Raw genomic sequence first — 15019 nt, 5'->3', positions numbered from 1 at the left:
GCAGGCATCTGGCAGATGTCGAGGATACTTGGCCTGCCATCCGGATGCCCGGGAAAAAACCTTATTCAAGGAAGCTGTGTATGCGCCTGAGTACCCGCGTTGCCGTGCTGTGTGTCGGACTTTTGGTCAGCCACCAGGCTGCAGCGGCCGATTTGCCGCAACGTTGGGTCAGCGCCGGCGGTGCGCTGTCGGAGTGGGTAACGGCATTGGGCGGCGAGTCGAAACTGGTTGGCGTCGATACCACCAGCCAGCATCCGGATTCGTTGAAGGCGCTACCGAGTATTGGTTATCAGCGCAGTCTGTCCGCTGAGGGCATTCTCAGTTTGCGCCCGGATATCCTGATCGGCACCGAAGAAATGGGCCCGCCACCGGTACTGTCGCAGGTAAAAGCGGCCAAGGTTCAGGTGGCGTTGTTTTCGGCTCAGCCAGATCTGCCAACGCTGGAGAAAAACGTTACTCATTTGGGCCAATTGCTCGGCGCACAGGCTCAGGCCGCGCAAATGCTGCACAGTTATCAACAGCAACTCGATGCGCAGAAGGCCCGGGTTACTGAAGTGCAGACCAAACAAAAAGCACCGGGTGTGTTGCTGTTGCTTGGACATGCCGGTGGCAAGCCATTGATTGCTGGCAAGGACACCGCCGCCGACTGGTTGCTGCAACAGGCGGGCGGACATAACCTGGCGACGCACACGGGTTACAAGCCGTTTTCCGTGGAATCCCTTGCCAGTCTCGATCCTGAAGTGCTGGTGGTCGCCGACCGTGCATTGACCGGTGAGGCGGCGAAAGCGGCGCTGTTCAAGGAAAACCCGATTCTCAATTCAAGTCGCGCCGCGAAGACCGGGCGTGTGCTGGAGCTGGATCCGACCCTGCTGGTCGGTGGGCTCGGGCCGCGTTTGCCAGCGGCGCTGAAAACCCTGACTGACGGTTTCTATCCGGCCAAGAGCGGCCAATGACCACACTGGTAAAACCCCGTGACTTGTTCATTGGCCTGACGCTCCTGTGTTTATTGGCGATCTGGCTATCGTTGGCACTCGGGCCCGTCAGTCTGCCGCTGTTCGACACGTTGCGTGCCGCGTTACGCATGCTTGGTGTGCCGTTGGCACCGGACGGGCTGGAGCAGGCTGAACTGATCCTTGGGCAGATTCGTCTGCCGCGAACGCTGCTGGGACTTGCAGTGGGCGGTGTGCTGGCGTTGTCTGGCGTGGCGATGCAGGGCTTGTTTCGTAACCCGCTGGCCGATCCGGGACTGGTCGGTGTTTCCAGCGGAGCGGCATTGGGCGCAGCGATCGCGATTGTCGGCGGTGCTTTTTTTGGCGGCCTGCCGGAATGGATCGGGCCGTATCTGCTGTCGGTCTGCGCGTTTCTCGGCGGCCTCGGCGTGACGGCGCTGGTGTATCGACTGGGTCGCCGTAATGGCCAGACCAACGTCGCTACCATGTTGCTGGCGGGCATCGCACTGACGGCGCTGGCCGGTTCGGCGGTGGGGCTGTTCACTTATCTGGCGGATGACGCGACCTTGCGTACGCTGACGTTCTGGAACCTCGGCAGTCTCAACGGCGCCAGTTACGCGCGGTTGTGGCCATTGCTGATCATCAGCGCCGGCGTGGCGTTGTGGTTGCCGCGTCGCGCCAAAGCGCTGAATGCCTTGCTGCTCGGGGAATCCGAGGCTGGTCATTTGGGCATTGATGTCGAGCGGCTCAAGCGTGAATTGGTGTTTTGCACGGCGCTCGGGGTTGGCGCAGCAGTGGCGGCCGCCGGGATGATCGGTTTTGTCGGGCTGGTGGTGCCGCATCTGGTGCGCTTACTGGCGGGGCCGGATCACAAAGTGTTGCTGCCGGCCTCGGTGCTGGCGGGGGCGAGCCTGTTGCTGTTGGCTGATCTGGTCGCGCGGCTGGCGCTGGCACCGGCAGAGTTGCCGATCGGCATCGTCACCGCGTTTATCGGTGCGCCGTTCTTCCTCTATTTGCTGCTGCGAGGGCGTGCCTGATGTTGCGTGCGCAGAATCTGCACATCCAGCGTGGTCGCAAGGCTGTGCTCAGCGATGTCTCGTTGCAGCTCGAACCGGGTCAAGTGCTCGGTGTGCTTGGGCCGAACGGTGCTGGCAAAAGTACGTTACTCGGTGCCTTGTGCGGTGAGCTGGCAGCGAGCGCGGGCGGGGTTTCGCTCGACGGGCAAGCGTTGAGTCACTGGACTGGCCCGCAGCGCGCGCAACGACTGGCGGTGTTGCCTCAGGTGTCGACTCTGGATTTTGCTTTTCGCGTTGAGGAAGTGGTCGGCATGGGCCGCTTGCCTTGGCAAAGCGGGCGGGTGCGGGATGCCGAAATCATCGCACAGGCATTGACGGCAGCGGATGCCGGGCACTTGAGCGGTCGCAGTTATCTGGCGTTGTCCGGGGGTGAGCGTCAGCGTGTGCATCTGGCGCGGGTGCTCGCGCAGCTTTGGCCGGGGCAGGCCGGACAGACGCTGCTGCTGGATGAACCAACGTCAATGCTCGATCCGCTGCATCAACACACGACACTGCAGGCCGTACGCGAGTTTGCTGATCGTGGCGCGGCGGTGTTGGTGATCCTGCATGATCTGAATCTGGCGGCGCGTTATTGTGATCGCATTCTGCTGCTGGAGGGTGGGCGTCCGGTGGCGCTGGATACACCGCAGCAGGTTTTGCGTCCGGACACGCTTCAGGCCGTATTCGGTCTCGAAGTGTTGGTGCAGCCGCACCCGGAGCGCGGGCATCCGCTGATCATCGCCCGCTGACAGGATCCTTGAGGTGATGGCATGCGTGGGTTGTGGTTGTTGGCGGTGATGTTACTTGCGGGGTGTCAGCATGTTGCGGCGCCACCGCCGATCAATGGCGAGATTCGCGACCTGCACAGCGGTCAGGTGCTGACGGCACAGCAGTTGCTGACGGGTCTTGCCGAGCCTGAGCGGCTGATCATTGGTGAGCAGCATGACAACGCCGATCAACACGCTGCGCAATTGTGGCTGTTGCGCTCGCTCGGTGAGCAGCGGCCGCAGGGCAGTCTGCTATTGGAAATGCTCACGCCGGATCAGCAGCCTCGCGTTGATCAAGTGCGCCAGGCGAAAACGCCGCCCGCTGACCTGCCGGGTGCATTGGCCTGGGAGGACGGCTGGGACTGGAATCTCTATGGACCCATTGTCCGCTTCGCGCTGACTCAGCCGTATCCACTGCTGGCGGCGAATCTGGATAGCGCTGAAATCCGCGCCTTCTATCGTGATCCGCCGGTGTTAAAGGGGACGCGCAGCAATACGGAATCCGTGAAAGCCGTTTTGCTGGAGCAGATCAGCGATTCCCACTGTGGCCTGCTGCCCGAATCACAGATGCCGGCGATGCTCGCCGTTCAGCAACAACGTGATCGGCGTATGGCCGAACGTCTGCTGGCGGCTCCTTCACCTTCAGTCCTGCTGGCCGGTGCGTGGCATGCGCGCAAGGACGTCGGCGTGCCGTTGCATGTTGTGGATCTGGGCGCCGCCCAGGCACCCACCGTGTTGATGCTGGCAGAGCAGGGCGCCGAAGTGACCGCCGCGATGGCCGACTACGTTTGGTACACGCCGGCAACGCCAAAGCAGGATTACTGCGAGCAGATGCGTAAACAGTTCGGCAAATGACTTTTCCACAGGCAAAAAAAGACCCGGTAAAAACCGGGTCAAATAACCGTGATTAGCCTGATGAGGAGATAATCTGAGAGTCCGAACCAAGGGCTTTTCAGAATATCGACTGATCTCGCGACCAGTTGTGATAATCATAGCGATTCTCATTACCGAGTCAACAACTGTTTTTCCGTTTCTTTGAAATCGTCTTGAAAATGGTCGGTACGCCCCGCAAACAAAGACTTTTAGCATTGACCTTCAGTCGGTGTCATTTGCGTGATCTGCCGATTCAACTGGCCGATCCGCCGTGCCATGCTCTCGATCAGGCTGTGGGCGATCTTTGGATTGGTGCGGGTCATGCTCAAAAAATGATCACCGGGAATCAGCATCACCGTGCTCGGTTCTCGTGCGATCACCGTGGCGTTGCGTGGCTCGCCAGTAAACACGGCCATGGCACCGAAAATCTCGTCTTTGGCCACATCTCCCACCTTATGCCCGTCGACAAACGCTTCGGCATGTCCGTCGATGATCACGAACACGTGATCAGCCGCGTCCCCTTGGTTGATGAGGATTTCACCCGCCTCGACCCGTTTGAAGCCATTGGTGCTGCGAAACTCGCGCGGTTTCAGTTCCGCGACGGCATGGGCGAGCATCGCCATCTGCCCCAGCAGATACTCTAGAAACTGGTCTGTCCGATGAGCGTCGGCATACACATGCTGGAAAACCTCACGGCGCCAATAGGGCGTCAAGCGCAACGCCCCGTCACTGCACAAACGGCAATCAGCCCAGTCCTCACCTTGCTGAAGGCCGATCAAATCGCCGTCCTGCCAATAAAACAGCGGACGGGCGCCGATACAGCCGTTGATCATCCCTTCATTTAGCATGAATAGCTGATCGGCGGGTAACTGCGTCAGCAAATCATCCGCCGCCTCCAGTTCCAGCATTGGACCGCAAGGCGCCAAATCGCGCAGCCACAGTGCGGGCAAGCTCTGCAAACGGTTGATCAAGGCATCGGCGCAGGCCGATTGTTCCCCCAGTAAATACATGACGGTCAATGCCCGTTCAGTTCTTGTGGCGCGAGGAAATGGCTTCGAGTTGCTTGTTGAGGGCGTCCTTGCGTTCGGCAGGGATGTCGTTCCAGTGCACATCCATCAGCGCGCCTTCGATCGCATACAACAACACCTTCGATGCGCGAAACCCGCGGGTACGCACGGCCCGGTAGGCGTCCACCGCGCCCAGGCGACGCAAGTCCGAGGCGCTGTGGATGCCCACGGCATGCAGCCATTGCGCCGACGTCTTGCCAAGATTCTTCAGGTGTTGCAGTTCATCATTCATCAAGCCTCCTTGCGACGGCCGAATGGTGCGTGGGCGAGCTTCTCAGGAGTGTAGCCATCAGTAGGAAAAGCGTGATTGTTTGGTCGGATTCAACGCAAACGCTTCTAAGAAAGGGCGCTTGAACGGCCTGCGAACGCAGAAAGAAGGGGAAAAAACACATATCAATGTAGGCGTGAGCCTGCTCGCGATAGCGGACTGGCAGGCACACATGTGTTTAATGTTAGACCGCTATCGCGAGCAGGMTCACGCCTACAGGGTGGGCGTCGTGTCAGAGGGGAGGCGACTATCAGCGGGTGCGATAGCGCAGGCGCGTACCGAAATTCATCGACATCAGAATCTCGTCAGCGCTCAGTTCCGGCGGGAAGTAAGCCCCGGAAATCTGCGCGTGAGCCAGGCTCGCGCCTTCCAGCGACGCATTGCGGAAATCGATGCCTCGCAGATCGGCAGAACGGAAATACGCGTCCCTGAAATCCACGCCATCGGCATTCAGTTCGCGCAAATCAAGACCACGGAAATCGCCGCCGACCATGTCGATCGGGCCATCTTGTGGGCGCTCTTTGTTGAAACCTGTGATGTCGTCTTTGTGCAGCAAGGCATATAGCGGGGTGTCGAGAAGTTTCGGCTGGCTCATGTCATATCACCGTTGGTTTTATGACGCCAGTATAGTGCCACTATTTGGCGGCCGTGAAGCAAGCGTGGGCTTCACGGCCGAAATAGTTTTTTACAGGCCTGGCAGGCGTTGACGAATCTGCGCGACCACGGTGTCCAGCGTGCCGGATTCATTGGTCTGTACGCGTTTGCTGCGCAGGATTTCTTCCGGCGTCAGCGCTTCGCGATTGGCCTGCTGCGCTTCGATCACCGCCAGGGTGGCGTCGGACGGATCCTTTTGGTCGGCCTGACGAATCGCCAGCCAGCTCTCGATCACCGCTTGTGGCGCGTTGCAATCGAGGATCAGGAATGGCGTGCCGGTGGCTTCGGCAATTTTTGCCGCGTTGTCGCGTTGTTCGCGCTTCAGGTAAGTCGCGTCGATCACCACCGGGAAACCGGCGTGCAGGATTACTTCAGCGATTTCATGCAGACGCGCGTAAGTGGCGGCGCTGGCGTCGGCACTGTAAATGCCGGCCTGCACATCATTAGCAACAGTTTGTTCACCGAACAGGCGCTTGCGTTCTACGTCCGAACGCAGACGGATGGCACCCAGCGCTTCGACCAGACGCATGGCCACGTGGCTCTTGCCGACAGCGGAAACACCGTGGGTGATTGCCATGAAGCGCGATGGAATGGTGCTGTAGCTTTCCGCCAGGTTGGCGTAGTTGCGGTACTGGCGCAGGGTGGTGGCGCGCTGCACCGGGGTCGCGTCAGCCGGCATGCTGAACAGGGCAACCTTGGCACGCACCAGTGCACGGTAGGCTTTATAGAAGTTCAGCACTTCCAGGCCCTGATAGTCGCCAGTCAGCTCCAGATACTGGCTGATGAAGCGGCGCGCCAGGGATTTCAGACCACGGTCTTCCAGGTCCATCGCGAGGAAACCGGTGTCGGCCCAGACGTCAGTGAAGCGGAACGGTTCGTTGAACTCGATGCAGTCGAAGATCACCACTTTGCCGTCGATGACCGTGGCGTTGCCCAAGTGGATATCGCCGTGGCATTCACGGGTGAAACCCTCGGTCTTGCGCTGAGCGAACAGTGGCTTGAGACGTTCGAAGCTGCTTTCGGCCCAGGCTTTCAGTGCCTCGAGTTGCAGCAGATCGTTTTTGTCGCTGAGAAACGGCAGGATCTGTTCGAAGTTTTGCGAGACCGGCGCCATCACGCTGTCCGGGGTGCCGGCGTCGTGTTCGGCCGGGACCTTTGGCGCGGTGAGGTGGAAGCGGGCGATCTGCTCGGCCATCTCGTCGATGTGCCGAGTCGTCAGCTCACCGTTGGCTTGCAAGGTGCTGAGCAAACCGCTCTGCGGGAATTGACGCATTTTCAGTACGTATTCGATGGCCGGACCGTCGCCGCCCAGTTGCGGTGCTTCAAGGCTGCCGGTGACTGGCAACACTTCCAGATACAAATCATCGGTCAGGCGCTGGTTCAAACGCAGCTCTTCCGCACAGAAATGCGCGCGCGATTCGAGGCCAGTGAAGTCGAGGAAGCCGAAATTAACCGGCTTCTTCACTTTATAAGCGAAGGGACCGGTGAGGATCACCCACGAGATATGGGTTTCGATGACCTGAAACCCTTCGACAGGGTGCGGGTAGAGGGCCGGGTTTTGCAGGGCAGCGATCAGAGACTGGCTCACGGGCGATCCTTCAGAGACTGGGGGAAATTCGAGGCCGCCATTATGGCCGCTCGCCAGCCCGACGCAAACCTCGGAGCGCTCCTGTTGAGGATGAATAAAGTGCGTATAATCCGCCGCCATGACTCGAACTCGATCCCCCCGTACCAAGAAAAAACCACCCTCCAAGGGCCTTAGCCCATGGTTGAGCTGGGCCATTAAACTCAGTCTGGTCGGCCTTGTCGTGCTGGCTGGCTTCGCCGTTTACCTCGATGCCGTGGTGCAGGAGAAGTTCTCCGGCAAGCGCTGGACCATCCCGGCCAAGGTTTACGCGCGGCCGCTCGAGCTGTTCGTCGGACAAAAGCTCAGCAAGGACGACTTCCTTACCGAACTCGATGCCCTCGGTTATCGCCGCGAAGCCGTGAGCAATGGTCCCGGCGCGGCAGCCGTTAGCGGCAACACCGTCGATCTGAATACCCGTGGCTTCCAGTTCTATGAAGGTCTGGAAAAGCCGCAGCCGGTGCGCGTGCGTTTCTCTGGCGATTATGTGGCTGAGCTGTCAGCGACCAACGGATCGAAATTGTCTGTGGTGCGCCTCGAACCGCTGATGATCGGTGGTATTTATCCGAAAAATCTCGAAGACCGCATTCTGATCAAACTCGATCAGGTGCCGCCGTACCTGCTTGAAACTCTGGTCGCTGTCGAAGACCGCGATTACTACAGCCACTGGGGCGTGTCGCCGAAGTCGATTGCCCGCGCTATCTGGGTCAACACCTCGGGCGGCAAGATGACGCAGGGCGGCAGTACGCTGACCCAGCAGTTGGTGAAAAACTTCTACCTGACCAACGAACGCAGCCTGACCCGCAAACTCACCGAAGCGATGATGGCGATGCTGCTGGAGCTGCATTACGACAAAAAGGAAATCCTTGAGGCCTACCTCAACGAAGTCTTTGTCGGCCAGGACGGTCAACGTGCGGTCCACGGTTTCGGTCTGGCCAGTCAGTTCTTCTTCGGTCAGCCGTTGTCCGAGCTGAAACTGCATCAGGTGGCGTTGCTGGTCGGCATGGTCAAAGGCCCGTCTTACTACAACCCGCGTCGCAACCCGGAGCGTGCGCTGGAGCGGCGCAACCTGGTGCTCGACGTGCTTGAGCAGCAAGGCGTGGCGACGGCCGAGCAAGTGGCCGCAGCGAAGAGCATGCCGTTGGGCGTGACCACTCGTGGCAAACTGGCCGACAGTTCGTTCCCGGGCTTCATCGATCTGGTCAAACGTCAGTTGCGTGAAGACTATCGCGACGAAGACTTGACCGAAGAAGGCCTGCGCATCTTCACCAGCTTCGACCCGATCCTGCAGATGAAAGCCGAGGCGTCGGTCAACGACACCTTTAAACGTCTGTCCGGGCGCAAAGGCTCTGATGACGTGGAAGCGGCGATGGTCGTGACCAATCCGGAAACCGGTGAAGTCCAGGCGATGATCGGCAGCCGTCAGGCCAGTTATGCCGGGTTCAACCGCGCACTGGATGCCGTGCGACCGATCGGCTCGTTGATCAAGCCTGCGGTTTATCTGACTGCGCTGGAAAAACCGAGCCAGTACACCCTGACCAGTTGGCTGTCGGACGACCCGTTGTCGGTCAAAGGCGCGAACGGTCAGGTGTGGAAACCGCAGAACTACGACCGTCGCTCCCACGGCACCGTGTTCCTTTATCAGGGGCTCGCGCATTCCTACAACCTTTCGACTTCGCGTCTAGGTCTGGAAGTTGGTGTGCCGAATGTGCTCAAGACCTTGGGTCGTCTGGGTGTGACGCGCGAATTTCCTGCATTCCCGTCGATGTTGCTCGGTGCCGGTGGCATGACCCCGATCGAAGTCGCGACCATGTACCAGACGCTGGCCAACGGTGGTTTCAATACGCCGATGCGCGGTATTCGCAGTGTGCTGACCGCCGAGGGCGAACCGCTCAAGCGTTATCCGTTCCAGATCGAGCAGCGCTTCGATCCGGCGTCCATCTATCTGATCCAGAACGCCATGCAGCGCGTGATGCGTGAAGGTACCGGCAGCTCGGTTTATAACGTGTTGCCGAAGACTTTGACGCTGGCGGGCAAGACCGGTACCAGTAACGATTCCCGTGACAGCTGGTTCGCCGGTTTCAGTCAGGATCTGCTGGCGGTGGTCTGGCTGGGGCGCGATGACAACGGCAAGACGCCGTTCACCGGGGCCACCGGTGCGTTGCAGGTCTGGACCAGTTTCATGCGCAAGGCCGATCCGCTACCGCTGGACATGCCGCAGCCGGACAATGTCGTACAGGCTTGGGTCGATTCGCGTACCGGGCAGGGCTCCGATGCCAACTGTCCGGGGGCGGTGCAGATGCCGTATATTCGCGGCAGCGAACCGCCACCCGGCGCCGCGTGTGCGGGCGAAACGCCTGCCTCCGGCGAGTCGGTGATGGATTGGGTCAAGGGCTGGATGAATTAAGCAAAGAGGGTTTCAAGTGAACAAGTGGTTGATTCCAGCGGTGACCGCCGTGGCTTTGCTCAGCGGCTGCTCTACCGTACAGCGTGGTTCGATTCCGGTTGTTGACTCCGGTACTGCGGTGTCCAACAGCGAACGTATTTCGGCCAATGGCGGCTTTCGTCAAACCACCGTAAAGCGTCCTGCGCAAGCGCAGACTCAAGCGATTCCGCAAGGCGATACCGGCGTGGTGGTGATGGTGCCGGGTGGCGGCGCGACAACGTCCGCGCCGATCAGCTCTTCGCCGATTGTGCCGGGCCCTGCGTCCGGTGGTATCACGGCAGGCCCGTACAACCCTTCAGCGATTGATTCTGCGCCGGTCAACACGGGCAGCTACAGCATGCCGTCGACACCGAGCGGTATTCCCTCGGCTAGCAGCGGCGGTGGCCTGTCGGCGGATGAGCAACTGGACGGCCCGGTACTCGCCTTGCTGACGACAGCTCAACAGCAACAGGCCGGCGGTGACCTCAACGGTGCGTCCTCCAGTCTGGAGCGTGCTCAGCGTGTTGCCCCGCGTGAGCCGCAAGTGCTTTATCGCTTGGCGCAGGTGCGCATGGCCCAAGGTGATGCGCCACAAGCGGAGCAATTCGCTCGTCGCGCGCTGACCATGGCCAACGGTCGTCCGGACCTGCAAGCCAACCTGTGGGAAATCATCGCTCAGTCCCGTGAGAAACAAGGCGATTCCGCCGGTGCCGCTCAGGCCCGTCAGAAGGCCAAGGTTTCGCTGTAATGGATGCTCGTTTCCCGAAAATCGCCGATCAGCTGTTGCTGATCGAGCGTGAACTGCGCACTCAAGGCTGGTGGGACGAGGTTCAGCCGTCGGTGGAAGCGTTGAGCAGTGTCGAGCCGTTTTCGGTCGATACGCTCGACTTCGAGCAATGGCTGCAATGGATCTTCCTGCCGAAGATGAAATATATCCTTGAGCAGGACCAGCCGTTGCCGAATGCCTCGGGGATTCAGGAAATGGCTGAAATGGTCTTCGCCCAGCGCAACTTGCAGGGCAAGGATCGTCAGCTTCAGGTGTTGCTCAAAGAGTTTGACCTTTTGATCACTGCCTCGCGCTAATACCGATTCTGTGTAGGAACTGCCGAAGGCTGCGATCTATTGATCTTTAAAGTCAAAAGATCGCAGCCTCGTTTCACTCGACAGCTCCTACAGTCCTGCAGATGGCTATTGGCAATTCTCGGCTATCTGTTTCTGAGCCTCGACAATGCGTTCCTGACGCTGCGCATCATCCAGCCGTCGCATCTGTCCCTCCACTTCTTCCCTCAAACGCGGATTGTTCTGCAATTGCGCAAGGTTTGTGCGTGCCTGCTCGCAAAACTGCTTGAGCTGCRCCTGTTGGTCGGCCACCTGTTTCTTCACTTTGTTGTCGATAGTCTTCTGGTCACCGAGTACACCGCTGCCCGGCATTGCCGCCGGTGTGGTCGGAGGCGAGGAGGGCGTCTGCATTGTCGTCGATGGCTGACCCGGTGGCGGCTGCGCATCGAAGTGCGTGACACCCTGGGCATCGACCCATTTGTAGATTTGAGCGGCCATGCACCATGGGCTGAGGCCGATCAGCAGAGTAAGGAGGAGCGTTCGCATGCTGATTCCTTGGCAAAAATGCGCAATTGACACTAACAGAGTAGCGGTTTTCAGGTTTTTTCTTGCGTTCTCATGTGCTTACCCACAATTAACCACATAGACGGCTTGACTTGGAGAGGGCGAAACAGAAGAATCCAAAGTCCGCTGTAGAGGGACTGCCAGAAGCAGACCCACTCGGTAGATCATGAGGCGCACATCCGCGCCGACCTGTTACACCCGCAACGCGTTACCTCGCGCTGGGTGGGAAAGGCCCGCAACACTTGGGACGATCCCAATACTTGCTCAGTCAGTGCTGACGTAGTCGGCGACCACCGTCGCTCATGCTCTGCCGAGAAGTAAACCTATTAAGACCCGCCCCTTTTTTGTGGACGGTATTCTGGCGTTTTAGAGGTGAACAACGTGGAGCTTTTATCTGGCGGTGAGATGCTCGTCCGCTTTTTGCGTGACGAAGGCGTCAAATATATCTACGGGTACCCGGGTGGTGCTCTCCTGCATGTTTACGATGCCCTGTTCAAAGAACCGGAAGTGACTCACATCCTGGTTCGTCACGAACAAGCGGCAACCCATATGGCTGACGGTTATGCCCGTGCCACCGGTAAAGCCGGCGTGGTATTGGTGACGTCCGGTCCTGGCGCCACAAACGCCATCACCGGTATCGCGACCGCCTATATGGACTCGATTCCAATGGTGATCATTTCCGGTCAGGTGCCAAGCACCATGGTCGGCACCGACGCGTTCCAGGAAACCGACATGATCGGTATCTCCCGGCCGATCGTGAAGCACAGCTTCATGATCAAGCACGCCTCGGAAATCCCGGAAGTCATGAAGAAGGCGTTCTACCTGGCGCAATCCGGTCGTCCGGGCCCGGTCGTGGTCGATATCCCGAAAGACATGACCAACCCGGCCGAGAAGTTCGAATACATCTTCCCGAAGAAAGCCAAGCTGCGTTCCTACAGCCCGGCCGTTCGTGGTCACTCCGGGCAAATCCGCAAGGCAGCAGAAATGCTTCTGGCGGCCAAGCGTCCGGTCATGTACTCCGGTGGCGGCGTAATTCTCGGCAACGGTTCCGCACCGCTGACCGAACTGGCGAAAATGCTCAACCTGCCCGTGACCAACACGTTGATGGGCTTGGGTGGTTTCCCGGGGACTGATCGTCAGTTCATCGGCATGCTCGGCATGCACGGAAGTTACACCGCCAACCTGGCGATGCACCATGCTGACGTGATCCTGGCTGTCGGTGCACGCTTCGACGATCGCGTGATCAATGGCGCAGCGAAGTTCTGCCCGAACGCCAAGATCATTCACATCGACATCGACCCGGCTTCGATTTCCAAGACCATCAAGGCCGACGTGCCAATCGTGGGCCCGGTGGAGAGCGTCCTGACCGAAATGGTCGCGATCCTCAAGGAAATCGGCGAGACCCCGAACAAGGAGTCCGTGGCCAGTTGGTGGAAGCAGGTGGATGAATGGCGCGGTGATCGCGGCCTGTTCCCTTACGAAAAGGGCGACGGCAGCCTGATCAAGCCGCAGACCGTGATCGAAACCCTCTGCGAAGTGACCAAGGGCGATGCCTTTATCACTTCCGACGTGGGCCAGCACCAGATGTTCGCTGCGCAGTACTACACGTTCAACAAGCCGAATCGCTGGATCAACTCCGGTGGTCTGGGCACCATGGGCTTCGGTTTCCCGGCGGCCATGGGCATCAAGTTGAGCTTCCCGGATGACGACGTTGCCTGCGTCACCGGCGAAGGCAGTATCCAGATGAACATCCAGGAACTGTCGACCTGCCTGCAATATGGCTTGCCAGTCAAAATCGTCATCCTCAACAACGGTGTTCTGGGGATGGTTCGTCAGTGGCAGGACATGAGCTACGGCAGCCGTCACTCGCACTCCTACATGGAATCGCTGCCTGACTTCGTCAAGCTGGCTGAAGCCTACGGTCACGTTGGCGTACGCATCACCGAATCGAAAGATTTGAAGTCGAAGATGGCAGAAGCGTTCGCCATGAAGGATCGCCTGGTCGTGATCGATATTTCGGTCGACACCAGCGAGCACGTCTACCCGATGCAGATCAAAGACGGCTCGATGCGCGATATGTGGCTGAGCAAGACGGAGCGTACTTAATCATGCGGCACATTATTTCCTTGCTTCTGGAAAACGAACCCGGCGCTTTGTCTCGCGTAGTCGGCCTGTTCTCGCAGCGCAACTACAACATCGAAAGCCTGACTGTGGCCCCGACCGAAGACCCGACCCTGTCGCGTCTGACGCTGACCACTGTGGGTCACGATGAAGTCATCGAGCAGATCACCAAAAACCTGAACAAGCTGATCGAAGTGGTCAAGCTGGTGGACCTCTCGGAAAGCGCTCACATCGAGCGCGAACTGATGCTGGTCAAGGTCAAGGCCACTGGCGCCCAGCGCGCCGAGATCAAACGCACCACCGATATTTACCGTGGACAGATCGTCGACGTCAGCGCCAGCGTGTATACCGTTCAATTGACCGGTACCAGCGACAAGCTCGACAGCTTCATTCAGTCCATCGGCACCGCATCGATTCTGGAAACCGTCCGTAGCGGCGTGACCGGCATTGCCCGCGGCGACAAAGTACTCAGCATCTAAACCAAATTAGCGAATGGCCTGAACGGCCTGGATATAAAGGGGAAATTCATGAAAGTTTTCTACGATAAAGACTGCGACCTGTCGATCATCCAGGGCAAGAAAGTTGCCATCATCGGTTACGGTTCCCAGGGCCACGCCCAAGCATGCAACCTGAAAGACTCCGGTGTCGACGTTACCGTTGGTCTGCGTAAAGGTTCGGCCACTGTTGCCAAAGCTGAAGCTCACGGCCTGAAAGTGACCGACGTTGCTTCCGCTGTTGCTGCGGCCGACCTGGTCATGATCCTGACCCCGGACGAGTTCCAGTCCTCGCTGTACAAGAATGAAATCGAGCCGAACATCAAGAAAGGCGCCACCCTGGCCTTCTCCCACGGCTTCGCGATCCACTACAACCAGGTTGTTCCGCGTGCCGACCTCGACGTGATCATGATCGCGCCGAAAGCTCCGGGTCACACCGTACGTTCCGAGTTCGTGAAGGGCGGCGGTATCCCTGACCTGATCGCTATCTACCAGGACGCCTCGGGCAACGCCAAAAACGTTGCGCTGTCCTACGCCGCTGGCGTTGGTGGTGGTCGTACCGGCATCATCGAAACCACCTTCAAGGACGAGACCGAAACCGACCTGTTCGGCGAACAAGCCGTTCTGTGCGGGGGTACCGTTGAACTGGTAAAAGCCGGTTTCGAAACCCTGGTTGAAGCTGGCTACGCGCCGGAAATGGCCTACTTCGAGTGCCTGCACGAACTGAAACTGATCGTTGACCTCATGTACGAAGGCGGTATCGCCAACATGAACTACTCGATCTCCAACAACGCTGAGTACGGCGAGTACGTGACCGGTCCGGAAGTGATCAACGCCGAATCCCGTCAGGCCATGCGCAACGCCCTGAAACGTATTCAGGACGGCGAATACGCCAAAATGTTCATCAGCGAAGGCGCAACCGGCTACCCTTCGATGACCGCCAAGCGTCGTAACAACGCCGCTCACGGTATCGAAGTCATCGGCGAGCAACTGCGCTCCATGATGCCGTGGATCGGTGCCAACAAGATCGTCGACAAAGCCAAAAACTAAGTCGTTGTCCCTTGTATGAAAAAACGCGGCCTCGGCCGCGTTTTTTCG

At 59.0% G+C, this 15019-nt stretch carries 15 protein-coding genes; 10 read left to right on the top strand and 5 right to left on the bottom strand.

Features of this window, described 5'->3' with window-relative positions; genetic code table 11:
• Positions 1-80: 80 nt before the first annotated feature.
• The 4 genes from AC1DVF_RS26625 to AC1DVF_RS26610 are packed head-to-tail and all read left to right on the top strand — an operon-like array spanning position 81 to position 3627.
• Complete coding sequence (locus AC1DVF_RS26625) at positions 81-953, top strand: heme/hemin ABC transporter substrate-binding protein (RefSeq protein ID WP_477783418.1); 873 nt, start codon at positions 81-83, stop codon at positions 951-953.
• Complete coding sequence (locus tag AC1DVF_RS26620; protein WP_460130182.1) at positions 950-1987, top strand: FecCD family ABC transporter permease; 1038 nt, start codon at positions 950-952, stop codon at positions 1985-1987. Before AC1DVF_RS26625 ends, AC1DVF_RS26620 begins: the two co-directional genes overlap by 4 nt.
• A gap of 2 nt (positions 1988-1989) precedes the next feature.
• A complete protein-coding gene (locus tag AC1DVF_RS26615; RefSeq protein WP_477783424.1) occupies positions 1990-2754 on the top strand; it encodes a heme ABC transporter ATP-binding protein in 765 nt (254 codons plus the stop codon).
• Between the two features lie 21 nt (positions 2755-2775).
• Complete coding sequence (locus AC1DVF_RS26610) at positions 2776-3627, top strand: ChaN family lipoprotein (protein ID WP_477783417.1); 852 nt, start codon at positions 2776-2778, stop codon at positions 3625-3627.
• Positions 3628-3854: 227 nt separating this feature from the next.
• On the opposite strand, the gene AC1DVF_RS26605 is transcribed toward AC1DVF_RS26610, so the two are convergent.
• The 4 genes from AC1DVF_RS26605 to AC1DVF_RS26590 form a co-directional block, all read right to left on the bottom strand.
• A complete protein-coding gene (locus tag AC1DVF_RS26605; protein ID WP_477783423.1) occupies positions 3855-4655 on the bottom strand; it encodes a Crp/Fnr family transcriptional regulator in 801 nt (266 codons plus the stop codon).
• Between the two features lie 16 nt (positions 4656-4671).
• Positions 4672-4944: a TfoX/Sxy family protein gene (locus AC1DVF_RS26600; RefSeq protein ID WP_003228231.1), complete on the bottom strand. Its 273-nt coding sequence runs from the start codon at positions 4942-4944 to the stop codon at positions 4672-4674.
• A gap of 286 nt (positions 4945-5230) precedes the next feature.
• Complete coding sequence (locus tag AC1DVF_RS26595) at positions 5231-5575, bottom strand: pentapeptide repeat-containing protein (RefSeq protein WP_007909940.1); 345 nt, start codon at positions 5573-5575, stop codon at positions 5231-5233.
• A 90-nt stretch (positions 5576-5665) separates the two neighbouring features.
• Positions 5666-7222, bottom strand: a complete 1557-nt coding sequence (locus AC1DVF_RS26590) for a bifunctional aminoglycoside phosphotransferase/ATP-binding protein (RefSeq protein WP_099757197.1) — start codon at positions 7220-7222, stop codon at positions 5666-5668.
• Between the two features lie 118 nt (positions 7223-7340).
• On the opposite strand from AC1DVF_RS26590, the gene mrcB reads away from it, so the two are divergent.
• The 3 genes from mrcB to AC1DVF_RS26575 are packed head-to-tail and all read left to right on the top strand — an operon-like array spanning position 7341 to position 10766.
• Positions 7341-9665, top strand: coding sequence for a penicillin-binding protein 1B (gene mrcB, locus AC1DVF_RS26585; RefSeq protein WP_093434938.1), 2325 nt, complete (start codon positions 7341-7343; stop codon positions 9663-9665).
• Between the two features lie 16 nt (positions 9666-9681).
• Entirely contained in the window at positions 9682-10431 is a 750-nt protein-coding gene (locus tag AC1DVF_RS26580) for a tetratricopeptide repeat protein (RefSeq protein WP_099757196.1), read from the top strand.
• A complete protein-coding gene (locus tag AC1DVF_RS26575; RefSeq protein WP_477783416.1) occupies positions 10431-10766 on the top strand; it encodes a YqcC family protein in 336 nt (111 codons plus the stop codon). The genes AC1DVF_RS26580 and AC1DVF_RS26575 overlap by 1 nt, the downstream gene beginning before the upstream one ends.
• Positions 10767-10871: 105 nt before the next feature.
• Here AC1DVF_RS26575 and AC1DVF_RS26570 read toward each other — a convergent pair whose 3' ends face one another.
• The gene (locus AC1DVF_RS26570) at positions 10872-11288 is read right to left on the bottom strand and encodes a DUF4124 domain-containing protein (protein WP_477783415.1); all 417 of its coding nucleotides are present in this window, start codon (positions 11286-11288) and stop codon (positions 10872-10874) included.
• A gap of 399 nt (positions 11289-11687) precedes the next feature.
• Between AC1DVF_RS26570 and AC1DVF_RS26565 the strand changes: the two genes are divergently transcribed.
• The 3 genes from AC1DVF_RS26565 to ilvC are packed head-to-tail and all read left to right on the top strand — an operon-like array spanning position 11688 to position 14971.
• Positions 11688-13412, top strand: a complete 1725-nt coding sequence (locus AC1DVF_RS26565) for an acetolactate synthase 3 large subunit (protein WP_093434972.1) — start codon at positions 11688-11690, stop codon at positions 13410-13412.
• 2 nt (positions 13413-13414) lie between these two features.
• Positions 13415-13906, top strand: a complete 492-nt coding sequence (ilvN, locus tag AC1DVF_RS26560; protein ID WP_003176102.1) for an acetolactate synthase small subunit — start codon at positions 13415-13417, stop codon at positions 13904-13906.
• A gap of 48 nt (positions 13907-13954) precedes the next feature.
• Positions 13955-14971 carry a ketol-acid reductoisomerase gene (gene ilvC / locus AC1DVF_RS26555; RefSeq protein ID WP_007909969.1) on the top strand — a complete coding sequence of 339 codons (1017 nt, stop codon included), beginning with the start codon at positions 13955-13957 and terminating at the stop codon, positions 14969-14971.
• Positions 14972-15019 lie beyond the last annotated feature (48 nt).

The sequence above is a fragment of the Pseudomonas sp. P4_D7 genome (assembly GCF_056401755.1).
Note: the sequence above shows the minus strand (reverse complement) of the source record. Positions and strands in the feature narration are given on the sequence as shown.

Bases quoted from the DNA above. Each gene is read 5' to 3' on its own strand.
- AC1DVF_RS26610 (WP_477783417.1), top strand. From the start codon at position 2,776: ATGCGTGGGTTGTGGTTGTTGGCGGTGATGTTACTTGCGGGGTGTCAG.
- mrcB (WP_093434938.1), top strand. From the start codon at position 7,341: ATGACTCGAACTCGATCCCCCCGTACCAAGAAAAAACCACCCTCCAAG.
- ilvC (WP_007909969.1), top strand. From the start codon at position 13,955: ATGAAAGTTTTCTACGATAAAGACTGCGACCTGTCGATCATCCAGGGC.
- AC1DVF_RS26625 (WP_477783418.1), top strand. From the start codon at position 81: ATGCGCCTGAGTACCCGCGTTGCCGTGCTGTGTGTCGGACTTTTGGTC.
- AC1DVF_RS26620 (WP_460130182.1), top strand. From the start codon at position 950: ATGACCACACTGGTAAAACCCCGTGACTTGTTCATTGGCCTGACGCTC.
- AC1DVF_RS26575 (WP_477783416.1), top strand. From the start codon at position 10,431: ATGGATGCTCGTTTCCCGAAAATCGCCGATCAGCTGTTGCTGATCGAG.
- AC1DVF_RS26595 (WP_007909940.1), bottom strand. From the start codon at position 5,575: ATGAGCCAGCCGAAACTTCTCGACACCCCGCTATATGCCTTGCTGCAC.
- AC1DVF_RS26600 (WP_003228231.1), bottom strand. From the start codon at position 4,944: ATGAATGATGAACTGCAACACCTGAAGAATCTTGGCAAGACGTCGGCG.
- ilvN (WP_003176102.1), top strand. From the start codon at position 13,415: ATGCGGCACATTATTTCCTTGCTTCTGGAAAACGAACCCGGCGCTTTG.
- AC1DVF_RS26605 (WP_477783423.1), bottom strand. From the start codon at position 4,655: ATGTATTTACTGGGGGAACAATCGGCCTGCGCCGATGCCTTGATCAAC.